This window comes from Streptomyces sp. NPDC002838 (assembly GCF_040295365.1).
Taxonomy (GTDB): domain Bacteria; phylum Actinomycetota; class Actinomycetes; order Streptomycetales; family Streptomycetaceae; genus Streptomyces.
Genome location: NZ_JBEOVF010000001.1, coordinates 478,531 through 501,790 on the forward strand (window position 1 = coordinate 478,531; position 23,260 = coordinate 501,790).

Annotated in this window: 17 protein-coding genes and 3 tRNA genes; 8 read left to right on the forward strand and 12 right to left on the reverse strand. The window is 70.7% G+C overall.

Annotated elements, in window-relative coordinates; all coding sequences use genetic code 11:
* Complete coding sequence (locus ABT063_RS02250) at positions 1-1,572, forward strand: site-specific integrase (protein WP_351055147.1); 1,572 nt, start codon at positions 1-3, stop codon at positions 1,570-1,572.
* 74 nt (positions 1,573-1,646) lie between these two features.
* Here ABT063_RS02250 and ABT063_RS02255 read toward each other — a convergent pair.
* From ABT063_RS02255 to ABT063_RS02265, 3 genes are all read right to left on the reverse strand, one after another.
* Positions 1,647-1,720, reverse strand: a tRNA-Ile gene (locus ABT063_RS02255).
* 178 nt (positions 1,721-1,898) lie between these two features.
* Positions 1,899-1,971, reverse strand: a tRNA-Asn gene (locus ABT063_RS02260).
* Between the two features lie 5 nt (positions 1,972-1,976).
* A tRNA-Asn gene (locus tag ABT063_RS02265) sits at positions 1,977-2,049 on the reverse strand.
* A 159-nt stretch (positions 2,050-2,208) separates the two neighbouring features.
* Here ABT063_RS02265 and ABT063_RS02270 point away from each other — a divergent pair.
* From ABT063_RS02270 to ABT063_RS02285, 4 genes are all read left to right on the forward strand, one after another.
* Positions 2,209-2,514: a YtxH domain-containing protein gene (locus tag ABT063_RS02270; RefSeq protein WP_351055148.1), complete on the forward strand. Its 306-nt coding sequence runs from the start codon at positions 2,209-2,211 to the stop codon at positions 2,512-2,514.
* Between the two features lie 175 nt (positions 2,515-2,689).
* The gene (locus ABT063_RS02275) at positions 2,690-4,144 is read left to right on the forward strand and encodes a xylulokinase (protein WP_351055149.1); all 1,455 of its coding nucleotides are present in this window, start codon (positions 2,690-2,692) and stop codon (positions 4,142-4,144) included.
* 185 nt (positions 4,145-4,329) lie between these two features.
* The gene (locus ABT063_RS02280) at positions 4,330-6,063 is read left to right on the forward strand and encodes an ABC transporter ATP-binding protein (protein ID WP_351055150.1); all 1,734 of its coding nucleotides are present in this window, start codon (positions 4,330-4,332) and stop codon (positions 6,061-6,063) included.
* Complete coding sequence (locus ABT063_RS02285; protein ID WP_351055151.1) at positions 6,063-7,991, forward strand: ABC transporter ATP-binding protein; 1,929 nt, start codon at positions 6,063-6,065, stop codon at positions 7,989-7,991. The genes ABT063_RS02280 and ABT063_RS02285 overlap by 1 nt, the downstream gene beginning before the upstream one ends.
* Before the next feature lie 220 nt (positions 7,992-8,211).
* Here the strand turns inward: ABT063_RS02285 and ABT063_RS02290 are convergent, their stop codons facing one another.
* The 5 genes from ABT063_RS02290 to ABT063_RS02310 all read right to left on the reverse strand — a co-directional run bounded on the left by ABT063_RS02290 (position 8,212) and on the right by ABT063_RS02310 (position 15,344).
* Positions 8,212-9,510 (reverse strand): RNA polymerase sigma factor, encoded by a 1,299-nt coding sequence (locus tag ABT063_RS02290; protein ID WP_351055152.1) that lies wholly within the window; start codon positions 9,508-9,510, stop codon positions 8,212-8,214.
* Between the two features lie 104 nt (positions 9,511-9,614).
* Positions 9,615-11,516 carry a DNA primase gene (gene dnaG, locus ABT063_RS02295; protein WP_351055153.1) on the reverse strand — a complete coding sequence of 634 codons (1,902 nt, stop codon included), beginning with the start codon at positions 11,514-11,516 and terminating at the stop codon, positions 9,615-9,617.
* Between the two features lie 46 nt (positions 11,517-11,562).
* Complete coding sequence (locus ABT063_RS02300) at positions 11,563-12,828, reverse strand: NAD(P)/FAD-dependent oxidoreductase (RefSeq protein WP_351055154.1); 1,266 nt, start codon at positions 12,826-12,828, stop codon at positions 11,563-11,565.
* Positions 12,829-12,963: 135 nt separating this feature from the next.
* Entirely contained in the window at positions 12,964-14,235 is a 1,272-nt protein-coding gene (locus ABT063_RS02305; RefSeq protein WP_351055155.1) for a deoxyguanosinetriphosphate triphosphohydrolase, read from the reverse strand.
* Positions 14,236-14,378: 143 nt separating this feature from the next.
* On the reverse strand, positions 14,379-15,344 hold the full coding sequence (locus ABT063_RS02310) for a sirohydrochlorin chelatase (protein ID WP_351055156.1): 966 nt from the start codon (positions 15,342-15,344) through the stop codon (positions 14,379-14,381).
* Between the two features lie 212 nt (positions 15,345-15,556).
* On the opposite strand from ABT063_RS02310, the gene ABT063_RS02315 reads away from it, so the two are divergent.
* On the forward strand, positions 15,557-16,258 hold the full coding sequence (locus tag ABT063_RS02315; protein WP_351055158.1) for a SanA/YdcF family protein: 702 nt from the start codon (positions 15,557-15,559) through the stop codon (positions 16,256-16,258).
* 50 nt (positions 16,259-16,308) lie between these two features.
* Positions 16,309-16,539, forward strand: coding sequence for a hypothetical protein (locus ABT063_RS02320; protein ID WP_351055160.1), 231 nt, complete (start codon positions 16,309-16,311; stop codon positions 16,537-16,539).
* Positions 16,540-16,625: 86 nt separating this feature from the next.
* Here the strand turns inward: ABT063_RS02320 and ABT063_RS02325 are convergent, their stop codons facing one another.
* Genes ABT063_RS02325 through ABT063_RS02335 form a run of 3 tightly spaced genes read right to left on the reverse strand, consistent with a single transcriptional unit; the run spans position 16,626 to position 20,218 of the window.
* Complete coding sequence (locus ABT063_RS02325; RefSeq protein ID WP_351055161.1) at positions 16,626-17,393, reverse strand: enoyl-CoA hydratase-related protein; 768 nt, start codon at positions 17,391-17,393, stop codon at positions 16,626-16,628.
* Positions 17,394-17,432: 39 nt separating this feature from the next.
* Entirely contained in the window at positions 17,433-18,692 is a 1,260-nt protein-coding gene (locus ABT063_RS02330; protein ID WP_351055162.1) for an FNR domain-containing protein, read from the reverse strand.
* Complete coding sequence (locus ABT063_RS02335; protein ID WP_351055163.1) at positions 18,689-20,218, reverse strand: amino acid adenylation domain-containing protein; 1,530 nt, start codon at positions 20,216-20,218, stop codon at positions 18,689-18,691. Before ABT063_RS02335 ends, ABT063_RS02330 begins: the two co-directional genes overlap by 4 nt.
* A gap of 372 nt (positions 20,219-20,590) precedes the next feature.
* On the opposite strand from ABT063_RS02335, the gene ABT063_RS02340 reads away from it, so the two are divergent.
* A complete protein-coding gene (locus tag ABT063_RS02340; RefSeq protein ID WP_351055164.1) occupies positions 20,591-22,762 on the forward strand; it encodes a molybdopterin oxidoreductase family protein in 2,172 nt (723 codons plus the stop codon).
* 77 nt (positions 22,763-22,839) lie between these two features.
* On the opposite strand, the gene ABT063_RS02345 is transcribed toward ABT063_RS02340, so the two are convergent.
* On the reverse strand, positions 22,840-23,259 hold the full coding sequence (locus ABT063_RS02345; RefSeq protein WP_351055165.1) for a gamma-glutamylcyclotransferase family protein: 420 nt from the start codon (positions 23,257-23,259) through the stop codon (positions 22,840-22,842).
* Position 23,260: the final 1 nt, after the last annotated feature.

Here is a 23,260-nt window from a genome sequence, read left to right on the forward strand (position 1 = left end):
ATGAAGGGTTCGACGTACCGCCGTTGTTACTGCCGCGCCGGAGACGGCAAGGCACTGAACAAGTCTTGCCCGCAGCTGTCGAGCAGGCGCCACGGAGTATGGGCGGTACGACAGGAGCTCCCGCCACGTGCCGACGGTGGCCGGCGCTCCTTCTCCCGTTCCGGCTACGGCACCGCCAAGGACGCCCAGGAGGCGCTGGACCAGATCCGCGCTCTCCTCGCTCTCGCTCCCGGAGACGACCTGGAAGCGCAGACGAAGATCGGTGACCTGCTCGAGGCGGTCAGCAAGAACAAGAACGCCCCGTTGCCCGACCTGTCCGAGACGCGCCGCCGGTTCCGCGCCGGCCAGCCGCTCACGTCGAAGCTGACCGTCGGGGACTGGCTGGACGAGTGGTGGGAGTCGAAGAAGCGGAAGAAGAGCACGCTCAACGGGTACAGCTCGCACATCCGTGTCCACCTCAAGCCGGGCATCGGGCACATCCTGCTCGACCGTCTCAACGTCGGTCACCTGGTGGAGTTCTTTGACGCCATCGACACCCAGAACGAGACGATCGAGGCGGAGAATCAGCAGCGGCGCGAGCAGCAGACACGAGCGACGTGGGGCAAGCCGTCCCGGCCGCCGGCGTCCGAGACGGCTCGGCTCGCGGTCGAGCGCGCGAAGCTGGACGCGCTGCCTCCGTACCGGCGGGTCACCGGCCCGGCGACGCAACAGCGGATCCGTGCGACGCTGCGGTCCGCGCTCAACGCGGCGATCTCGCAGCAGCTGCTCACCTTCAACCCGGCCTCTCACGTCGAACTGGCCTCGGGCAAGCGGCCGAAGGCGGTGCTCTGGACACCCGAGCATGTAGAGCGGTGGCAGAAGACCGGTGAGAAGCCGTCAGGCGTCATGGTGTGGACACCCGTTCAGGTCGGCGAGTTCCTCGACCATGCCGAGGCTGACCGTCTCTATGCCCTGTTCCACCTGATCGCCTTCCGGGGCCTCCGTCGCGGCGAGGCCGTCGGGCAGGACTGGTCCGGAATCAACTTCGCCAAGGCCCAGCTGACGGTCTCTAAGACGATCATCCAGGACGGATGGACTCCGGTGGAGAGCGACCCGAAGACGGAGGGCAGCGCGGCGACCATCGCTCTCGGGCCGGCGACGCTGCAAGTTCTGGCCGAGCACCGCGTCCGGCAGCAGGCTGAACGCCAGGCGTACCTCGACACGGGCCTTCCCTGGCAGGAGACGGGGAAGGTGTTCGTCGACGAGGACGGCGGCTGGCTGCATCCGGAGAAGGTGTCGGACGTGTTCCGCCGGCTGTGTCGTGAGGCGGAGTTGCCGCCGATCAATCTTCGTGATCTACGTCATGTCGCTGCGACGCTGATCCATGCGGGCGGTGGTGACTTGCACGCGATCAAGGAGACCCTGCGGCACGGGACGATCCAGCTGGCGTCCGACACGTACACCACTCTCCTCCCCCAGGTCGACCAGGAGGTGGCGAGGAACGCTGAGGGCATCGTGCCGCGGGCCCGCCGTCCGCTGCCGTCTGACACAGCCGCTCACGCATCGCTCACGCAGGGCGCCGGAAACGACTGAGCGCCCCATCTGGTCTAAACCAGTCGGGACGCTCGGATTGCTGGTGACAGCGGTTCTTCGAACGCTTGTCCAAGTGGGGCGGGTGGGACTCGAACCCACGGCCGACGGATTATGAGTCCGCTGCTCTAACCGGCTGAGCTACCGCCCCATAGCGGCGTGTCGCGTACATGTGTGCGCGCCGTCTGCCGCAGCATAGCCGCTCATACGATCTCCTGCTTCGGATGGTCGACTTCGCGCGGCCTTCACGACCTTGAAGGACTGCGCCGCGCCCCGAGCGGTTCCCCCGGACATGAAAAAGGACCCCTACGGGGTCCTCGTTCAGCATGCTCCCCCGACTGGACTCGAACCAGTAACCTGCCGGTTAACAGCCGGCTGCTCTGCCAATTGAGCTACGGAGGACCGAGCTCCCCCGACTGGACTCGAACCAGTAACCTGCCGGTTAACAGCCGGCTGCTCTGCCAATTGAGCTACGGAGGAATGCCTCGTTGCATCGAACGTACCTACCTGGGTATTCACCAGAAGGCGGGCGCTCGCTGCGACACATACATTAGCGCAAGCAGGGGGGTGCTCCGCCAATCGGTTCCCCCCTGGCACCGATGTCGCACCGGAGACCTACACGAGGGAAGGGTGGCCGTCATGCGCTACCGGCTCACGTTCGTCGTCGGACTCGCTCTGGGTTACGTGCTGGGCACGAGGGCCGGACGCGAGCGCTACGAGCAGCTGAAGAAGTCCGCCCAGCAGGTCGCCCAGAACCCCGCCGTCCGCAACACCGCCGAGTCGGCCGCGCAGCAGGGCCGCCAGTTCGCCGGCAAGGCGTACCACGTGGTCAGCGACAAGGTGGGGGACCGGGTTCCCGACTCGGTGGCCCAGCGGGTCCGCTCCCTGCGCGAGCGCAACACGAACGGCACAGGCGAGGACGACTGGGGCACAAGCAACACTTAACGGCACCTCTTCGACGCCGAGTACAGCCGCAAGCCCAAGGGGCACGGGCCGTGAGCATTTGCGGCTCCGCCACGCGGGCGCGACCAGCCACGAAGCACCCGCACCCACCGAACCACAGCCACCCCTACGGCGCCCATGGCCCAAGCCGACGCCGCGGTACGGCAGAATTTTGGCCATGGGGATAGTCGCCGGGCTGGACAGTTCGCCCGATTTCACTCGTATCGTCGTCTGCGATGCGGACACGGGTTCCGTGCTCAGGCAGGGATACGCGCCGCACCCGGTGGAGAACACCGAGGGCGGCGGTCGGCCTGCCGATGTCGATCCACAGGCGTGGCTGCTGTCCCTGGGCGAGGCGGCCGGGGGCGGGCTGCTCGAAGGTGTGCAGGCCATCGGCGTGTCCGCGCAGCAGAACGCCGTGGTGCCGCTGGACGCACAGGGGGGCACCGTACGGCCGGCGATGGTCGGTGGGGACAAGCGGGCGCAGGTCGCGGCGGCCGATCTCGTCGACGCGCTCGGCGGGCGCGAGGCGTGGGCGCAGGCGGTGGGCTGTGTGCCGCAGGCCGCGCAGCCGGTGACCAAGCTGCGCTGGCTCGCCAAGAGCGAGCCAGATGCCGCCCTGCGCACCTCCGTCCTGATGCAGGCGCACGACTGGCTGGTGTGGCAGTTGCTCGGGCGGCCGGTCAGGAGAACCACCGACCGGGGCGGGGCCTCCGGGACCGGGTACTGGTCGGCGGCCACCGGTGCCTACCGGGCCGATCTCGTCGAGCTGGCGCTCGGGCACCAGGCGATGCTGCCCGAGGTGATCGGGCCCTCCGACGCCGCCGGTACGACCCCGGAGGGGCTGCTGATCTCCGCCGGGACGGGCGAGACCATGGCCGCCGCCTTCGGGCTCGGCCTCGGTCTCGGGGACGCGGTGGTCTCCCTGGGAGCTTCCGGATCCGTGATGGCCATTCACCCCGAGGCGCTCGTCGACCAGTCCGGGATGATCACCGCCCTGGCGGACGCGACCGGCATGCATCTGCCGGTCGTCACCACGCTGAACGCCGTACGGACCCTGCGCGGGGCCGCCGAGATGCTCGGGCTGTCCGATCTGGAGAGCCTGTCCGATCTGGCGATGAAGTCGACGCCGGGGTCGCACGGGCTGGTGCTGCTGCCCTATCTGGAGGGTGAGCGGACGCCGAACCTGCCGCACACCGCCGGGACCCTGTCGGGCCTCAGGCGCGAGTCGATGAAGCCGGAGCATCTGGCGCGGGCCGCCTTCGAGGGCATGCTGTGCGGGCTCGCGGACGCGCTCGACGTGCTGCGCGGCCGGGGCGTGGACGTGCGGCGGGTCTTTCTGCTGGGGGCGGCGGCCGAGCTGCCGGCCGTGCAGGCCGCGGCGCCCGCGTTGTTCGGGACCCAGGTCGTCGTACCGCAGCCCGCGGACTACGCGGCGATCGGTGCCGCCCGGCAGGCGGCCTGGGCGCTCGGCGTGTCGCAGGGCACGCTCGACCCGCGCACCCCGCCGGCCTGGCAGGGTGCGGCCGCGCAGGTGCTGGAGCCGGGTGAGGAGCTGGCGGTCGGGCAGGCGGTGCGGCAGCAGTTCGTGTCGGTGCGGGAGCAGACGCATCCGGGGGCGTTCCGGTCATAGCGCCGGGGGCGTTCCGGACGTACCGGAACGTAAGAGTCCGGTAGGAGTCGCATCCATGTCGTCCCCATAAGGCCGTACGAAGCCATGCTGTCGGCTTAATCGGTTGAGGTAACGCGGGTGGAGTGTTCGACGATAGGGGCCAGGGGCAACCATCCGGCCCCGCCATCGACACCGAGAGACACAGCGTGCTCATACGACTCCTGCGAACCTATCTCAGGCCCTACAAGAGACCCATCACCCTGCTCGTGCTGCTGCAGTTCCTGCAGACCTGCGCCACCCTCTACCTGCCCACGCTGAACGCGGACATCATCGACGACGGTGTGGTGAAGGGGGACACCGGCTACATCCTCACCTACGGCGCCCTGATGATCGGTATCTCGCTGGTCCAGGTCGTGTGCAACATCGGTGCGGTGTACTACGGCGCGCAGACCGCCTCGGCGCTCGGCCGGGACGTCCGGGCCGCCGTCTTCGACCGGGTGCAGTCCTTCTCGGCGCGTGAGGTGGGCCAGTTCGGCGCGCCCTCGCTGATCACCCGGACGACGAACGACGTCCAGCAGGTCCAGATGCTGGCCCTGATGACGTTCACGCTGATGGTGTCGGCGCCGATCATGTGCGTGGGCGGCATCGTGCTGGCGCTCGGTCTGGACGTGCCGCTGTCCGGTGTGCTGGTCGCTGTGGTGCCGGTGATGGGCGTCTGCGTGACGCTGATCGTGCGTCGGCTGCGCCCGCTGTTCCGGTCCATGCAGGAGCGCCTGGACACGGTGAACCGGGTGCTGCGCGAGCAGATCACCGGCAACCGGGTGATCCGCGCGTTCGTGCGGGACGAGTACGAGCAGCACCGCTTCCGGAAGGCGAACGCCGATCTGACCGACATGGCGCTGGGCACCGGCCGGCTGCTCGCGCTGATGTTCCCGATGGTCATGACGGTGGTGAACCTGTCGTCGATCGCCGTGGTGTGGTTCGGCGCGCACCGCATCGACAGCGGCGGGATGGAGATCGGCGGCCTGACCGCGTTCCTCGCCTATCTGATGCAGATCGTCATGTCCGTGATGATGGCCACCTTCATGTTCATGATGGTGCCGCGCGCGGAGGTGTGTGCCGAGCGCATCCAGGAGGTTCTGGACACCTCGTCGAGCGTGGTGCCGCCGGCGGCTCCCGTGCGCGAGCTGCGCCGTCGCGGCCGTCTCGAGCTCCGCGGAGCGGGCTTCCGCTATCCGGGGGCCGAGGAGCCGGTGCTGAGGTCGGTCGACCTGGTGGCCCGGCCGGGCGAGACGACCGCCGTGATCGGCTCGACCGGCAGCGGCAAGTCCACGCTGCTCGGGCTGGTGCCGCGGCTGTTCGACGCGACCGACGGCGAGGTGCTCGTCGACGGCGTGGACGTGGCGACCATCGACCCGATCCTGCTGGCGAAGACGGTCGGGATGGTGCCGCAGCGGCCGTACCTGTTCGCGGGCACGGTGGCGACCAACCTGCGCTACGGCAATCCGGACGCCACCGACGAGGAGCTGTGGCACGCGCTGGAAGTGGCGCAGGCCAAGGACTTCGTGGAGCGGCTGGAGGGCGGGCTCGACGCGCCGATCGCGCAGGGCGGCACGAACGTGTCGGGCGGTCAGCGCCAGCGCCTCGCCATCGCCCGCACCCTCGTCCAGCGCCCGGAGATCTACCTCTTCGACGACTCCTTCTCCGCGCTCGACTACGCCACCGACGCGGCCCTGCGTGCGGCGCTCGCCGACGAGACCGCCGAGGCGACCGTCGTCATCGTCGCCCAGCGGGTCGCGACCATCCGGGACGCCGACCGGATCGTCGTCCTCGACGAGGGGCGGGTCGTCGGCACCGGACGGCACCACGAACTGATGGCGGACAACGAGACCTACCGGGAGATCGTGCTCTCCCAGCTGACGGAAGCGGAGGCTGCCTGATGGCGGGGCCTGCAGGGCGGATGATGGCCGGGACCGGCCCCGACCATCACTCGCTGGACTTCAAGGGGTCGGGCAAACGGCTCGTCGCCCAGTTCAGACCCGAGCGGCTGACCATCTACGCGCTGCTGCTGTGCGTGCTCGTGAGCGTCGGCCTGTCGGTCGTAGGGCCGAAGATCCTCGGCAAGGCGACCGACCTGGTCTTCGCGGGGATCATCGGGCGGCAGATGCCGGCCGGGGACACCAAGGAAGAGGTCCTCGCGTCGATGCGCGAGCGCGGCGACGGCTCGATCGCCGACATGCTCCGGAGCACGGACTTCACGCCGGGCAAGGGCATCGACTTCGCCGCCGTGGGGAATGTGCTGCTGCTCGCGCTCGTCGTGTTCATGGTCGCCGGTCTGCTGATGCTGGTGGCCACACGGCTGGTGAACACCGCCGTGAACCGGACCATGTACCGGATGCGCGAGGACGTGCAGACGAAGCTGTCGCGGCTGCCGCTGTCGTACTTCGACAAGCGGCAGCGCGGTGAGGTGCTCAGCCGGGCCACCAACGACATCGACAACATCGGGCAGACGCTCCAGCAGTCGATGGGCCAGCTCATCAACTCGGTGCTCACCATCATCGGCGTGCTCGTGATGATGTTCTGGGTGTCGTGGCTGCTGGCGCTGGTCGCCCTCGTCACCGTGCCGCTGTCGTACGTCGTCGCCACGCGCGTCGGCAAGCGGTCGCAGCCGCACTTCGTGCAGCAGTGGCGCACCACCGGCAAGCTCAACGCCCACGTCGAGGAGATGTACACCGGGCACGCCCTGGTGAAGGTGTTCGGGCGTCAGGAGGAGTCGGCTCAGCAGTTCGCCGAGCAGAACGAGGCGCTGTACGAGGCGGGGTTCAAGGCGCAGTTCAACAGCGGGATCATGCAGCCGCTGATGATGTTCGTGTCCAACCTGACGTACGTGCTGGTCGCGGTCATCGGCGGGCTGCGGGTGGCGGCCGGTGCGCTGTCCATCGGTGATGTGCAGGCCTTCATCCAGTACTCGCGGCAGTTCTCGATGCCGCTGACGCAGGTCGCGTCGATGGCGAACCTCGTGCAGTCGGGTGTCGCCTCGGCCGAGCGGGTCTTCGAACTCCTGGACGCGGAGGAGCAGGAGGCGGATCCGGTGCCGGGCGTGAAGCCCGAGGAGCTGCGCGGGCGGGTGGCGCTGGAGCACGTGTCGTTCCGGTACGACCCCGAGAAGCCGCTGATCGAGGACCTCTCGCTGAAGGTCGAGCCCGGGCAGACGGTGGCCATCGTCGGCCCGACCGGCGCCGGCAAGACCACGCTGGTCAACCTGCTCATGCGGTTCTACGACGTCTCCGGCGGACGCATCACCCTCGACGGCGTCGACATCGCGAAGATGTCCCGGGACGAACTGCGGGCCGGGGTCGGCATGGTGCTCCAGGACACCTGGCTGTTCGGCGGGACGATCGCCGAGAACATCGCGTACGGGGCGTCCAGGGACGTCACCCGGGGCGAGATCGAGGAGGCGGCGCGGGCGGCCCACGCGGACCGGTTCATCCGGACGCTGCCCGACGGCTACGACACCGTGCTCGACGGTGAGGGCAGCGGGGTCAGCGCCGGTGAGAAGCAGCTCATCACCATCGCGCGGGCGTTCCTGTCCGACCCGGTGATCCTGGTGCTGGACGAGGCGACGAGTTCGGTGGACACCCGGACCGAGGTGCTGATCCAGAAGGCGATGGCGAAACTGGCGCATGGGCGTACGTCGTTCGTGATCGCGCATCGGTTGTCCACGATTCGGGACGCGGACACGATTCTGGTGATGGAGAACGGGGCGATCGTCGAGCAGGGGTCGCATGCCGAGCTGCTTGCCGCGGATGGTGCGTATGCGCGGCTGTACAAGGCGCAGTTCGCGCAAGCGGTGGCTGAGGTCGACTGAGTTCGCTGCCCGGCGTGGGGGCTGAGGCCGGGTGGGCGCACTCGCCCGCCCGCGGGGTGGCGCTCTCTTGGGGACGGGCACCACCCCAGCGGCACGACTGCCCGCAGCTACGGCGGCATGCGACCGACGGCAGCTGGACCGACCTGAGGGGCGCGGGGCTGTATCGATTTGTGGCTCCGCCGCGTGGGCGCGACCAGCCCCCACCGGCCCGCAGGCGGCATCAGTCCAGATAGCCCCTTAGCTGATCCGCGAATGCGTGGTCCCTCAGCTTGTTCAGCGTCTTCGACTCGATCTGCCGTATCCGTTCCCGCGTCACGCCGAAGATGCGGCCTATCTCCTCCAGGGTGCGCGGGCGGCCGTCCGCCAGGCCGTAGCGGAGCTGGACGACCTTCCGTTCCCGCTCCCCCAGCGTCGACAGCACCGCCTCCAGGTGCTCCCTGAGCAGCAGGAACGCCGCCGACTCGACCGGGCTGGCCGCGTCGCCGTCCTCGATGAGGTCGCCGAGGGCGACGTCGTCCTCCTCGCCGACCGGGGCGTGCAGGGAGACGGGTTCCTGGGCGAGGCGCAGGACCTCGCTGACGCGCTCGGGCGGCAGGTCGAGGTGGGCGGCTACCTCTTGCGGCGTCGGCTCGTAGCCCCGTTCCTGGAGCATGCGGCGCTGTACCCGCACGACCCGGTTGATGAGTTCGACGACATGGACCGGGACGCGGATGGTGCGGGCCTGGTCGGCGAGGGCGCGGGACATGGCCTGGCGGATCCACCAGGTGGCGTATGTGGAGAACTTGTAGCCGCGGGCGTAGTCGAACTTCTCGACCGCCCTGATCAGGCCCAGGTTCCCCTCCTGGACGAGGTCGAGCATGGTCAGCCCGCGGCCGACGTACCGCTTCGCCACGGACACCACCAGCCGCAGGTTCGCCTCGATCAGGCGGCGCTTGGCCATACGGCCCATGACGACCAGTTTGTCCAGGTCGAGGGCGAGCTGGCTGTCCAGGTCGGGGGCGAGGCGCAGCCGCTCCTCGGCGAACAGGCCGGCCTCGACGCGGCGGGCGAGTTCCACCTCCTCGGCCGCGGTGAGCAGCGGGATGCGGCCGATCTCCCGCAGATACTGGCGGAACAGGTCCGAGGAGGGTCCGCTGGTGTCGGCCTTGGCGCGGGGCGGCTCGGGGACCTCGGCGACCTCCACGGGCTCGGGGGCCTCGGCGCTCTCCAGCGCTTCGGCGGGCGGGCCCTCCGGCTCCGCCTCGGGGTGGTGCACGACACGGCTCTGCGGCGGGACCGCGACGAGAACGTCGGTCTCCGTATCAGGTTCCGCGCCGTCCGTACTGACGTCGGTCTGGGTGAGGGTCTGGGTCTGCACGGGGGCGACCTCCAGGATGATCGCTGCTGAGGTGTGCGGCAGCGGTACTTCGGGGGCGGAGTCGGCGGCCTCGCCGCTGTCCGTCCCGTACGCGATGAGCGGAACCGCGGGGGTGTGGGACCCGCCGGGGACGGATCGGCCGCGCTCCGAGGACTCAGGCACCGGAACCCAGTGTGGAGTACGACACATCGCCGCCACGAGGGGCGTGCGGTGACTTTTTGAGTCCGGTCCGTGACACCGTGGTTACCCTGCCGGACGCGACACGCTCAGAGAGCTGCGGCTCCGTGGTCCCTAAGGGCCCGGTCGTACTGCTGAAGGACCCACAGTTCGTTCTTCGCCGCGGCCAGCTGGGCCGGATCACCGCCCGCTTCCAGGCGCCTCACGGTGCCCTGGATCTCCCGGATGCGGCGCTCGACCGCGCGCCGGCGGACCGTGACGAGCTGGTCGCCCGCGTAGTGCTCGTCGACCGTCTTGCGCATGATCGCCTCGACCGCGAGCTCCGTGACCGTCGCGCGGACGACGTCGTCGGGGGCCGCGTCGCGGACCCGGACCAGGTACTCCTGCGGGTCCTGCGTGCCGTACTCCGCGCCGCCGGCGTCCATGACGGCCTGGCGTACGGCCGCGTAGGGCGGGGCGGTGAACTCGTCGACGCCGTACGCGTCGAAGGCCGGGGACACCAGCTCGGGGCGCTGGAGGGCGAGTTTGAGGAGTTCGCGTTCGGTGGCGTAGACCGGGTTGCGGAGGTTGAGGGCCGGGCCGGACATCGCGGGGCGCGGCGGGGCGTCGTACTGCTGCTGGGAGCCCCGCGCCGGGGCCGGGCCCTTGCCGCCGCGGTCGCGGGCCCAACGGGCCAGCTGGGCGACGCGCTTGACGACGAACTGCGTGTCGAGGATGCCGAGCATGCCCGCGAGCTGGACGGCGACCTCGTGCTGGGCACCGGTGTTCTTGATGCGGGCGACGATGGGGGCGGCCTCGTCCAGCGCCGCCGCCCGTCCCGCCGGGGTGTCCAGGTCGTAGCGACCGACGATCTGGCGGAGCGCGAACTCGAAGAGCGGGGTGCGGGGTTCGACCAGGTCGGCGACCGCTTCGTCGCCCTTCGCCAGGCGCAGCTCGCAGGGGTCCATGTTGTCCGGCGCGATCGCGATGTACGTCTCGGCGGCGAACTTCTGGTCGTCCTCGAAGGCGCGCAGGGCCGCCTTCTGGCCGGCCGCGTCGCCGTCGAAGGTGAAGATGACGCGGGCCGAGCCGTTGTCCATCAGCAGACGGCGGAGGATCTTGATGTGGTCGCCGCCGAAGGCCGTACCGCAGGTGGCGATGGCGGTGGTCACGCCGGCGAGGTGGCAGGCCATCACGTCCGTGTAGCCCTCGACCACGACCGCGCGGCTGGACTTGGCGATGTCCTTCTTCGCGAGGTCGATGCCGTAGAGGACCTGGGACTTGCGGTAGATCGCCGTGTCGGGCGTGTTGAGGTACTTGGGGCCGTTGTCCGCCTCGTACAGCTTGCGGGCGCCGAAGCCGACGACCTCGCCGCCGATGTCGCGGATGGGCCACATCAGGCGGCCGCGGAAGCGGTCGATGGGGCCGCGGCGGCCCTCCTGGGAGAGGCCGGAGAGGACCAGCTCCTTGTCGGTGAAGCCCTTGCCGCGGAGGTAGCGGGTGAGGTGGTCCCAGCCCTGGGGGCTGTAGCCGACCGAGAAGTGCTCCGCGGCGGCCTGGTCGAAGCCGCGCTCGGCGAGGAACTTGCGGCCGGTGTCGGCCTCCGGGCTGCCGGCCAGCTGCTCCATGTACCACTCGGCGGCGATCTTGTGGGCCTCGACCAGGCGGATCCGCTCGCCGCGCTGGTGGGCGGGGTTGTACCCGCCCTCCTCGTAGCGCAGGGTGATGCCGGCCTGGCCGGCGAGGCGCTCGACCGCCTCGGAGAAGGAGAGGTGGTCGACCTTCATCACGAACGTGATGGTGTCGCCGCCCTCCTGGCAGCCGAAGCAGTGGAAGAGCCCCTTGCTCGGGCTGACCTGGAAGGACGGCGACTTCTCGTCGTGGAACGGGCACAGGCCCTTGAGGTTGCCACCGCCCGCGTTGCGCAGCTGGAGGTACTCGGACACCACGGCGTCGATCGGGACCGCGTCCCGTACCGCCTTCACGTCCTCGTCGTTGATCCGTCCTGCCACGCGTGAATTCTACGGTGGTGCTGTGACAGTCGATCGCCTCGTCGGGTCACGAGATCAGACTGTCCAGCGGAACGTGCGGGTTCGCGAGCGCCTCCGTGTTCACCTGAGCCTTGGAGCGAATCAGCTGCTGGATGGGCTCTGTGACGTCCCACACGTTCACGTTCATCCCGGCCAGCACCCGGTGCTCCTTCACCCAGAAGGCGATGAACTCACGCTTCCCCGCGTCCCCCCGGATCACCACTTCGTCGTACGTCCCCGGGGGCGCCCACCCGCTGTACTCCATCCCCATGTCGTACTGGTCGGAGAAGAAATAGGGCACGCGGTCGTAGGTGATGTCCTGCCCGAGCATCGCGCGGGCCGCCGCCGGACCGCCGTTGAGGGCGTTGGCCCAGTGTTCGACGCGCATCCGGGTGTCGAAGAGGGGGTGCGGGAAGGCGGCGACGTCGCCGGCCGCGTAGACGTCCGGGTCGGAGGTGCGCAGGCGCTCGTCGACCACGACCCCGCCGCCGTGTGCGCGGTCGGCGATCTCCAGGCCCGCCGCCTCCGCGAGGGAGACGCGTGGGGCGGCGCCGACCGCCGCCAGGACGTCGTGCGCGGGGTGCTCCTCGCCGTCGTCGGTGCGGGCGGCCAGCACCATGCCGTCCTGGCCGACGATCTCCGTGAGCTTCGCGCCGAAGTGGAAGCGGACGCCGTGCTCGTGGTGCAGCTGGGCGAAGAGGTTGCCGAGCTCGGGGCCGAGGACCCCGTACAGCGGGGTCGGATTGTGCTCGACGACGGTGACCTCGGCGCCGTACTCGCGGGCCGCCGCCGCGACCTCCAGGCCGATCCAGCCGGCGCCCGCGATCACGATGTGGCCGTTGTCCCGGCCGAGGGCGGCCAGGACGCCCTTGAGGCGTTCGGCGTGGGCGAGGCGGCGCAGGTGGTGGACGCCCGCGAGGTCCGTGCCCGGGATGTCCAGGCGGCGGGGCTCGGCGCCGGTCGCGAGCAGCAGTTTGTCGTAGCGGACGACCGTGCCGTCCTCACCGAAGCGGACCGTCTTCGCGGCCCGGTCGATGGCGTCGACGGTCTGGCCGAGGTGCAGCTCGATGTCGTTGCGCGCGTACCAGGCGGGCTCGTGCACGAAGACGCTGTCGCGCTCCTCCTTGCCGAGCAGGTACCCCTTGGAGAGGGGAGGGCGCTCGTACGGGTGGTCGCGTTCGTCGCAGATCAGTATCACGCGGCCGGTGAAGCCCTCCGCTCGGAGCGTCTCGGCCGCCTTCGCGCCGGCGAGACCGCCTCCGACGATGACGAATGTCTGATCCGCGTCGACCACTTGATGCCTCCTCGTAAGGGTGCCGCCACATGCGAGCGTCCCGCACGCAGGGTGATGCGGGAAGAGGGAGTGGCCCGTTCAGGCCACGGAGGGTCACATTCGGGCGTGTCTCGGTTCACTCATGTCTCATCAGCATCACTGGTGCCCCGTCAGACGAGCGTGAAGCGAGCGGGCCGACACGTCGGTGAGGGAGGCGATCTGGTCGACGATCACCCGCTTGCGCGCGCGGTCGTCCGGCGCCCGGTCGAACAGGGCGCGGAACTGCGGGTCGAGGCCGTCGGGAGCCCGGACGGTGAGCGCCTGGGCCAGCTCGGCGACCACGATCCGCTGGTCGGCCCGCAGCCGCTCCTGCTCGGCGCGCTGCATGACGTAACGGTCGGCGACCGCCTTGAGGACCGCGCACTCCAGGCGCGTTTCGTACGGTACGACGAGTTCGGCGCCGTACCTCGTCAGCCGCCCGGTGCCGTACGCCGCGCGCGTGGCGCCCTCGGCGGCGAGGCAGAAGCGGCCGATGAGCTGGCTGGTGGCGTCCTTGAGGCGGGCCTGGGCGACGGCCGTACCGTCGTAGCCGTGCGGCCACCACTCCTGGGCGAGGAGCCGGTCGAGGGCCTCGGCCAGTTCGGCGGGGTCGGTGTCGGCGGCGACGTACCGCCCGATGGCGACCGCGAAGATCGCCCGTCTCTCGGGCTCGGCCTGCAAGCAGTTGGGGTCGATATGGCCGGCGTGCAGGCCGTCCTCGACGTCGTGCACGGAGTACGCCACGTCGTCGGCCCAGTCCATGACCTGGGCCTCGAAGGTGGTGCGGGTGCCGGGGGCGCCCTTGCGGACCCAGTCGAAGACCGGGCGGTCGTCGTCGTAGACGCCGAACTTCGGGGACTTGGGGTCGGTGGGGTGGGCGCCTCGGGGCCAGGGGTACTTGGTGGCGGCGTCCAGGGCGGCGCGGGTGAGGTTGAGGCCGACGGAGCCTTCGGCGGTGAACCGTTTGGGTTCGATGCGTGTGAGGAGCCTCAGCGACTGGGCGTTGCCCTCGAAGCCGCCGCAGTCCTCGGCGAATTCGTTGAGTGCCTGTTCGCCGTTGTGGCCGAAGGGCGGGTGGCCCAGGTCGTGGGAGAGGCAGGCCGCCTCGACCAGGTCGGGGTCGCAGCCGAGGGCTTCACCCAGTTCTCGGCCCACCTGGGCGCACTCCAGGGAGTGGGTGAGGCGGGTGCGGGGGCTGGCGTCCCAGGCCTGGCCCATCGTGCCGGGCGTTACCACTTGGGTTTTGCCGGCGAGTCTTCTGAGGGCGGCGGAGTGCAGGACGCGGGCGCGGTCGCGTTGGAAGGCGGTGCGGCCGGGGCGTTTGTCTGGTTCGCCGGCCCAGCGGGCGACTGACGTCGGGTCGTAGCCGGGGGGTGCGGTGCCTGCCATGTCTTGACAGTAATGCGCCTACGGATCTGCCGGGTTCTGTTGTGGGGCGTGTGCGGGTTGTCCTGGGCTGGTCGCGCCCACGCGGCGGAGCCGCACATCGATACAGCCCCGCGCCCCTGGGCAGCTCTACCTACCCAGCGTTTTTACGCCGAGGCCAGGGCCGGTTCCGTAGTCGTCGCCGTTGCCAAGGACTGGTCGTAGCGGTGGAGGATCAAGCGGACCATCGCGGGGTGGGTGCCGAGCGGGGCCGAGGCTGTCCAGGGAGCCGCCTCTGCGGACTGCGTGGCGAACAAGCCCGGGGCTGTGAAGTAAGAAGCCACGGCTACTCGGTGGCGGCCTCGGGCCGCCAAGGCCCGTACCGCCGTCTCGACCGTGGGTGTCGCGGCTGACGCGTACGCGGGGACTACCGGGACGCCGAGGCGTTCCGACAGCAGGTGGGCGGTGCGGCGGGTGTCTACGGCTGCCTCCGGGTCACGGGAGCCGGCCGCGGCGAGGACGACCGCGGTGGAGCGGCGAGTGGGCTCGTTCATCCGGGTGGGCCAGCCGGCCTCGACCAGACGGGCGTAGAGGGTCTCCACGAGCAGCGGGTGCGGGCCGAGCGGGGCGGCCACGCGGGTGCGGGCCGGAGAGGCGGCCGCCATCTCGGGGATGTCGCGCTTGACGTGGTAGCCGCGGCTGAGCAGCAGCGGTACGAGGACGGCCTCGCCGGTGCCGAGGGAGGCGAGCGTGTCGGGGAGCAGGGGCTCGTTCAGCTCGATGTGGCCGAGGTGCACGGGCAGGCCGGGGCGCAGTTCGCGGACGTGGTCCAGCAGCGTACGGACGGTGCTCAGCGTGCGCGGGTCGCGGCTGCCGTGGGCTACGACGACCAGGGCCTGTGGGGGCACCTCCCGCGCCCTTGAGGCAGCGGGGGAGCGTGCCAGGCGTCGGCCGGCAGGCGCCACCTCCGGCACAGGCCCTGGCGCGGGCGGTTCGGGGCGCCGCCGGCCGTCGATCGAGACGAGGCTGAGCTGGCTGGCGAGCTGGCTGGTGATCCGGTTCATGATGTGCGCCGTACTGTCGAGGGTTGTGGACTCGTCGCGAAGAGCTTCCGACTTGCGCGTCGCCGTCATGGACTGATGGTGGCGGGGGTAGGTTGCCGCCCCATTGCACAGGAATGACGGGTGTTTTCCGGGGGTTCACGGTGAGGTGCAGGGGGTGTGTGAGGTGTCATGACCTGCGGTTTCGTTGCCCGAAGTGAAGCTGGTCACGTGGTCGGCGGCGAACCGGGGGTCCTTACAGGACGTCTCTGACTGTCGAAAGACGACCGGGGAGGGACCGTCCGATGCGACTGCCGATGCCGCGCAGACCTCGTCTGCGCAGACCCCGTCTGCCGCGCACCCGCACCGGGCAGCGACGGCTGGTGCAGGCCGTGATGGCCGGGTGCGTGCTGGCGCTGCTGCCGGCGACCTGGATGTACGTCGTGGCGGGGGACCGGCTGCGGACGACGGCGGACGTGCCGCGCACCGAGGTCGCCGTCGTCTTCGGCGCGGGCCTGTGGGAGGGCGAGCCGTCGCCGTACCTCGCCCACCGCCTGGACGCGGCGGCGAAGCTGTACCGCGAGGACCGGATCGAGGTCGTCCTGGTCACCGGCGACAACAGCCGCGAGGACTATGACGAGCCCGACGCGATGCGCGCGTATCTCACGCGGCACGGCGTGCCCGACGGGCGGATCGTCAGCGACTACGCGGGCTTCGACACCTGGGACTCCTGCGTGCGCGCGAAGAAGATCTTCGGCGTCGACCGGGCGGTCCTGATCAGCCAGGGCTTCCACATCCGGCGCGCGGTCGCGCTGTGTCGGGCGGCGGGTGTCACGTCGTACGGCGTCGGGGTCGATGCCCGGCACGACGCGACCTGGTACTACGGCGGCGTCCGCGAGATCGTCGCGGCGGGGAAGGCCGCCCTGGACGCCGCCTTCCGGCCCGATCCGCGGTTCCTGGGGCCTCAAGAGCCAGGTGTGGAACGGGCGTTGAAGGCGGCCGGGTAGATCATCTTCGATCCGCGTTCGCCACGGCCGCCGCGGCGGTGCTGTTCACGGTGGGAACCGCCACGGCGGCCGAGGCCGCCGTGGCGAAGGAGCCGGGCTGCGCCAAGCTCGTCGGCTCCGGCGCCTGGTGGGCGGACGTCCACAATGCCTGCGGTCACACGATCTCCGCCACCGTCGAAGTCGACGGCTGGGACCCGGACTGTATCCAGATCGGTCCGGGCGCGACCGGGCGCATCGGTCTGGAACCGGGCGACGAGCCGTACTACGCCTACGAGTGCTGACCGGGGAGGTCCCCTGGCCAGGGACCGTCCCTGACCGGGGCGGGAGCGGGGCCCGTGCCCGCTCCCGCCCTCGGCCTGCGTGAGCCTCAGCGTCCGGTGAAGCGCGGCCGGCGCTTCTCCAGGAACGCGGCCATCCCCTCCTTCTGGTCCTGAGTGGCGAACAGGGCGTGGAACACCCGGCGTTCGAAGCGGATGCCGTCGCGCAGGCCGCTCTCCAGGGCGCGGTCGACGCATTCACGGGCGGCCCTGACCGCCGTGCGTCCGTACGAGGCGATGGTCGCGGCCGCTTCCAGGGCCTCCGGCAGGACCCGCTCGTCGGGCACGACCCGCGAGACCAGGCCGGCGGCCTCCGCCTCCCGGGCGTCCATCGTGCGGCCGGTGAGGACCAGGTCCATCGCCTTGGCCCGGCCGACCAGGCGGGTCAGCCGCTGGGTGCCGCCGATCCCCGGAATCACGCCCAGCTTGATCTCCGGTTGCCCGAAGACCGCCGACTCCCCCGCGACGACGAGGTCGCACATCATCGCGAGTTCGCAACCGCCGCCCAGAGCCGGGCCGTTGGCGGCGGCGATCTTCGGGGTGCGCAGGTCGGCGAAGTCCTCCCAGGCGGCGAAGTAGTCCTCCGCGGCCATCTCCACGGCCGTCTTCGCGGACATCTCCTTGATGTCGGCGCCGGCCGCGAAGACCTTCTCCGAGCCGGTGACGACGAAGCAGCCGACCTCGGGGTCCGCGTCCAACGGGCGCAGCGCGTCGAGGAGTTCGGCGAGCAGCTCGCCGCCGAGTGCGTTCAGCACATGCGGGCGGTGCAGACGTACGGTCACCACGCGGTCGTGGCGTTCGAGCTTGAGGTTGTTCATCGGTCGTCTCCCTCATGAGGCTTACGGGGCTTGCGGGGCTTACGAATCCCAGATCGCGCCGTACGCCGGAATCCCGCGCCGCTCCAGCCCGTGCACCACCTGCCAGGTCAGCTTCTTGTTGGAGATGCAGATCACCGCCTCGGCCCCGAAGTCGCGGTACGCCTGATAAGCCAGCCGGACCATGTCGGGCTTGCCGTGCCGGGAGGTGTCCCAGACGAGGGCGTGCGGCTGGACGTCGAGAATCTCGTCGACGAGGGCGTCGCCGTAGGTCGCGCGGGGGTCCCGGGTCGCCCAGACCAGGCGGGAGGGGACCTCGGCGGCCAGCAGGTGCGGCAGGCAGGGGCCGATGCCGCTGCCGGTGGCCACGTAGACGACCTTCTTGAACAGCGTCTCGATGTTGGCGACGCCGGCCGTGGTGATGCCCTTCACCCACACCCGGGACGGCATGTCGTCGATGAAGGAGCCGGTCCAGTCACCGGCCCGGGAGATGGTGAGCCGGAAGCCGGACTCGCCGGGGGACGGGACGTTGGCGAAGGAGTGCCACTCCTTCAGCGGGCTGCGGCTGATCGCCGTGGAGGAACCGGCGAACGGGGTCTCGCCGTAGTTGAAGCGGGCCAGCACCACGTGCCGGGAGGGCCGTTCGACCCGTACGTCGACCTTGCGCAGCCGCAGCCAGGGCAGGGCGACGCTGAAGGTGACGACCGCGAGGACCGACACGGGTACCGGCCCCTGCCCGGACAGCAGGGTGTGTGTCCAGAAGAGGGCCAGGGCACTCCAGCCGCCGAAGCGGTGGATCTTCTCGAAGTGGTCGTGGTGGCGGGAGCGGAAGGGAGGGAGGGCCGTGGCGATGACGACGGCCAGGAGGGCGATCAGGGTCCAACTGACCGCCACCAGAGGCCAGTTGCCGCCCTCTACCGTCACCGCGACCGCCAGCGCCAGGAACCAGCTCGCCCCCGCCAGCGCCCCGCCCACGTGCAGCCCACCGAAGTGGTACACCTTGCCCAGCGTCCAGCGGACCCGCAGCGGCCAACTGGGCGACGGCCAAGTGGCCAGCCGGAAGAGGAAGTTGATGACGTACTGCTGGCGGACGACGACCGCGAGGGCGAGGTTGGCGATCGCGGCGTGCCCCAGTGTCGGCGTCGACAGCGGCCAACCGGCGTACAGGAACGCCAGATTGGCCAGGACCACCAGCCCGGCCAGCCGGTTGTAGTGCATCAGGCGCGGGTGCTTGAGCAGGCGGCGGGGCGCGCTGGTGAGCGGGGGCAGCTCGACTGTCTCCCGGTCGAGTGACGTGGTCATCGGCCCGCCCCCTGAAGAGTCGTCCGCTCCTCGGCCAGCCGCAGCAGCGCCTGTTTGTCGATCTTTCCGCGGTCGGTCTCGGGGAGGAACGCGAGCGGCAGGACCTCGGACGGTACGCAGTAGTACGGCAGGGCCTCCGCCACCGCGCGGCGGGCGGTGTCCGGGTCGACGTCCGCCGGGCAGACGAACGACACGAGATGGCGGGCGTCCCGTTTCAGGGTCACCGCGCGCCGGCAGCCGTCGACCGACTCCAGTACCGAGGAGACGGAGTCGAGTTCGACGCGGAAGCCGCGCACCTTGACCTGGTCGTCGGTGCGGCCGAGGTGTTCGAGCTCGCCGTCGGGGGTCCAGCGGCCCAGGTCGCGGGTGCGGAACATGCGGTGGCCGGGGCCGAGGAAGGGGTCGGGGGCGTAGCGCTCGGCGTTCAGCTCCTCGTTGCCGAGGTAGCCGGCCGAGACGCAGTGGCCGCCCGCCCACATCTCGCCGACCTCGCCGATGGGCAACGGCCGGCGGTCGGCGCCGAGGACGTAGACCGTGTTGTTGGGGGTGGGGCGGCCGATGGTGAGCAGCGGGTCGGCCGGGTCGTGGCGGCGCATCGTGTTGACGATGGTCGTCTCGGTCGGTCCGCAGCAGTTGAAGAAGGCCGCCTGCCGGGCCCAGCGGTCCGCCAGCGGGCGTGGGCAGGGCTCCCCCGCGACGGCGACCGCGCGCACCCGCGGGCAGGCCGCGGGGTCGATGCCGGTCAGCACGGTCGGGGTGGCGATCAGCACGGTGGCCGTACGGGCCGCCGCCGCGATGTCCTTGCCGCGGATGACGAGGGTGCCGCCGTGGGCGAGGCAGCCGAGGATCTCCCAGGCGGCCATGTCGAACGCGATGTTGAGGAGCTGGGCCACGCGGTCGCCGGGGCCGATGCCGAGGTCGCCGGGGGCGGTGAGGAGGATGTTGGCGACGTTGCGGTGGGTGACCTTCACGCCGTTGGGGTGGCCGGTGGTGCCGGAGGTGAACAGGACGTAGCAGCCGTCGTCCGCGCCGATCGCCGGGCGCGGACCGGGTTCGTACGGCAGCGGCTCGTCGAGCGTGATCAGGCGGTGGCCGTCCGGCAGCGGCACGCGGTGGGCGTGTTCGGCGACGGTGAGGACCAGGCGAGTGCGGGCCGTGCGGACCACGTGGGTGAGCTGGGCCGGGGGCGCGAGGCCGATGTCCTGGGGGACGTAGGCGGCGCCCGCCTTCAGGACGCCGAGCAGTCCGACGAGCATCGGGATCGAGCGGCGGACGAAGAGGCCGACGTGATCGCCGGGCCGTACGCCCTCCCTCGCCAGGCGGGCGGCGAGGGCGTCGGCGTGGCGGTCGAGCTCACCGTAGGTGATCGTCGCGCCGAGGTGTTCGGCGGCGATGGTGTGCGGCGCGGTCGCGGCCTGCCGTTCGACGGCGTGGTGGACGAGGGGGTCCGGGACGGGGACGGTCGGGCCGTGGCCGTACAGCCGGAAAAGGTGCTGGTCACGCGGGGTTAAGTGGCGCAGGGGCATGTTGGGGGGACCTCCTGGCTGGCTGTTTCGAGTGACGGTTTGCCGTGTCCGGAATGACCGGAATGAGCGATGGGCATGCCCGGTGTGTCGAATGCCGTGCGGAGTCGTGCAGCGCCTTCGGATCCTTGGGTGAGGCCCGACTGTAGTGCCGGTTCTTCAACCCTCAACGAGGTGAGATCGGACAAGTATGGAACGAAATAAGCCACATGAGCTGCGATTCGCCGCATGGGCAACTTTTGCCCCTCCAGCGGCGACTCAGGGGTGGGCCTTCACGGCCCTCACGGCGGACGGGCGGTGGCGGGGAGGTCGCCGTCCCGTCCGCGTAACAGGGAACCGCCCGGCGCGTAACACGGCCGAAGCACGCTGAGAAGCATGCAGAACTCCGCGACGCCCACGCACTGCCCGTACTGCGCCCTGCAGTGCGGGATGAATCTGACGCCCGTGCCGGACGGGACCGTCGAAGTGAGCGAGCGTGCGGACTTCCCGGTGAACCGGGGGGCGCTGTGCGGCAAGGGCCGTACGGCGCCCGCGGTGCTCTCGTCCCGGGTGCGGCTGACCTCCCCGTTGGTGCGCTCCGAGGGCACGCTCGTGCCCGCCTCCTGGGACGAGGCACTGGACCGGATCGCCGAGGGGCTGTCCCGCACGCGCACGGAACATGGCCCGGACGCGTGCGGGGTCTTCGGCGGGGGCGGCCTGACCAACGAGAAGGCGTACACGCTCGGCAAGTTCGCGCGGGTCGTGCTCGGCACCTCGCAGATCGACTACAACGGGCGTTTTTGCATGTCGTCCGCGGCCGCCGCCGGCATCAAGGCGTTCGGGCTCGACCGCGGTCTGCCCTTCCCGCTGGAGGACATCCCGAAGACGGGCTGCGTGATCCTGGTCGGCTCCAACCTCGCGGAGACCATGCCGCCGTCTTTGAGGTTCTTCAACGAACTGCGGGAGAACGGCGGCACCCTGATCGTCATCGACCCGCGCCGCACCAAGACCGCCGAGCAGGCGGACCTGCACCTGGCACCCCGGCCGGGGACGGATCTCGCGCTCGCACTCGGTCTGCTGCACCTGGTCGTCGCCGAGGGCCGGGTGGACGAGGAGTACGTCCGTGAACGCACGGTCGGCTGGGAGGACGCGCGCGCCGCGGCGATGGCCCACTGGCCCGAGTACGTGGAGCGGATCACGGGCGTCTCCGTCCCACAACTCCGCGAGACGGTACGGCTGTTCTGCGAGCCGGAGGCCGCGATGGTGCTCACCGCCCGCGGACCCGAGCAGCAGTCCAAGGGCACCGACACGGTGGGCGCGTGGATCAACCTGTGCCTGGCGACCGGCCGGGCGGGGCGCCCGCTGTCCGGGTACGGCTGTCTGACCGGGCAGGGCAACGGGCAGGGCGGGCGCGAACACGGCCAGAAGGCCGACCAGTTGCCCGGCTACCGCAAGCTGGACGATCCGGCGGCGCGGCGGCATGTGGCCGAGGTGTGGGGCGTGGACCCCGACTCGCTGCCGGGGCCGGGGCGCAGTGCGTACGAACTGCTGGACGCGTTGGGCGGGGACATCAAGTCGCTGCTGCTGATGGCGTCGAACCCGGTGGTGTCGGCGCCGCGCGCCGCGCACATCGAGGAACGGCTGCGGTCACTGGACTTCCTGGCCGTGTGCGATGTCGTGCTGTCGGAGACCGCGGCCCTCGCGGACGTCGTCCTGCCGGTCACGCAGTGGGCGGAGGAGACGGGCACCACGACCAACCTGGAGGGCCGGGTGTTGCTGCGGCGGCAGGCGATCAGCCCTCCGGAGGGCGTGCGCAGCGACCTGGAGGTCATGCACGAGCTGGCCGCCCGGCTGGGCGTGGAGAAGGGCTTCCCGACCGACGCCGAGGAGGTCTTCGAGGAGCTGCGCCGGGCGAGCGCGGGCGGGCCGGCCGACTACTCCGGCATCACCTATCGCAGGCTGGTGGAGGAGAACGGGGTCTTCTGGCCGTGCCCGGCGGACACGGCGGACACGGCGGACACGGCGGACACGGCGGACGGTGAAGACGCGGCCCTCGATCTCCAGCCGGACGACCCGGCGCGGGACGACACCGCCGACGGCGTCCACCCCGGCACCCCCCGCCTCTTCCTCGACCGTTTCGCCACGGCGGACGGCAGGGCCCGGTTCGTCCCCGTCTCGCACCGGGCGATCGCCGAGGAGCCCGACGACGAGTATCCGGTGCTGCTGACGACCGGCCGGGTGGTGGCGCAGTACCAGTCCGGCGCCCAGACCCGGCGCGTGGACGAGCTGAACGCCGCCGCGCCCGGCCCCTTCGTGGAACTGCACCCCCGGCTGGCGGAGCGGCTGGGCGCGGCCGAGGGCGACCCGGTGGCCGTCGTCTCCCGGCGGGGCCGGGCCGTGGCACCGGCCCGCATCACCACCACGATCCGCCCGGACACCGTCTTCATGCCCTTCCACTGGCCGGGCGAGGGCCGCGCCAACACCCTGACCAACCCGGCACTTGACCCGACCTCACGGATGCCGGAGTTCAAGGCGTGCGCGGTGCGGCTGGAGGCGGTGGAGTCTTAGGTCCACGGCTGCGGGTGGGGCGGTGAAGTCTTAGTACCGCCGGTGCGGATGGCGCGCGTTGAGGGTGCCGGTGCGGCTCACCCCGCCGACCAGTCCCCGCTCTCGATCAGCTTGCCCCGATCGCGCAGCCGGGCGGCGACGGAGGGCGCGGCGACGTACACCCAGGCGCGTACGGCCGTGCCGTCGGCGTCCCTGATGACCTCGCGCTCGACGCGTTCGTAGAGGTTGCGGGGGTCGTTCAAGGCGTACTCCTCCAGGCGGTCGAGGCCGGCGAGGAGGTCCTCGTACGCCTCCGGTCGCGCGGTGACGAGTTCCCCTCGCACTGTCCCGCCCGGTTCCTCCACGGCGTACGGATATCCGGGTCCGTCGTACAGCACCGCGTCGGTGAGTCGCGCCGGTTCCTCGGACCGTGTGCGGCCGCGCAGGAAGAGGTCGTGGTTGACCTCGCCGGTGCGGAGGGTGCCGTAGACGAAGAAGGGGAGTCGCGTCGCTCTCACA

What these genes read in the sequence shown, in the direction of transcription:
- ABT063_RS02250 (WP_351055147.1), top strand. Translation starts at nt 1, where the DNA reads ATGAAGGGTTCGACGTACCGCCGTTGTTACTGCCGCGCCGGAGACGGC.
- ABT063_RS02270 (WP_351055148.1), top strand. Translation starts at nt 2,209, where the DNA reads ATGCGCTACCGGCTCACGTTCGTCGTCGGACTCGCTCTGGGTTACGTG.
- ABT063_RS02275 (WP_351055149.1), top strand. Translation starts at nt 2,690, where the DNA reads ATGGGGATAGTCGCCGGGCTGGACAGTTCGCCCGATTTCACTCGTATC.
- ABT063_RS02285 (WP_351055151.1), top strand. Translation starts at nt 6,063, where the DNA reads ATGGCGGGGCCTGCAGGGCGGATGATGGCCGGGACCGGCCCCGACCAT.
- ABT063_RS02305 (WP_351055155.1), bottom strand. Translation starts at nt 14,235, where the DNA reads ATGGCAGGCACCGCACCCCCCGGCTACGACCCGACGTCAGTCGCCCGC.
- ABT063_RS02310 (WP_351055156.1), bottom strand. Translation starts at nt 15,344, where the DNA reads ATGACGGCGACGCGCAAGTCGGAAGCTCTTCGCGACGAGTCCACAACC.
- ABT063_RS02315 (WP_351055158.1), top strand. Translation starts at nt 15,557, where the DNA reads ATGCGACTGCCGATGCCGCGCAGACCTCGTCTGCGCAGACCCCGTCTG.
- ABT063_RS02325 (WP_351055161.1), bottom strand. Translation starts at nt 17,393, where the DNA reads ATGAACAACCTCAAGCTCGAACGCCACGACCGCGTGGTGACCGTACGT.
- ABT063_RS02330 (WP_351055162.1), bottom strand. Translation starts at nt 18,692, where the DNA reads ATGACCACGTCACTCGACCGGGAGACAGTCGAGCTGCCCCCGCTCACC.
- ABT063_RS02335 (WP_351055163.1), bottom strand. Translation starts at nt 20,218, where the DNA reads ATGCCCCTGCGCCACTTAACCCCGCGTGACCAGCACCTTTTCCGGCTG.
- ABT063_RS02340 (WP_351055164.1), top strand. Translation starts at nt 20,591, where the DNA reads ATGCAGAACTCCGCGACGCCCACGCACTGCCCGTACTGCGCCCTGCAG.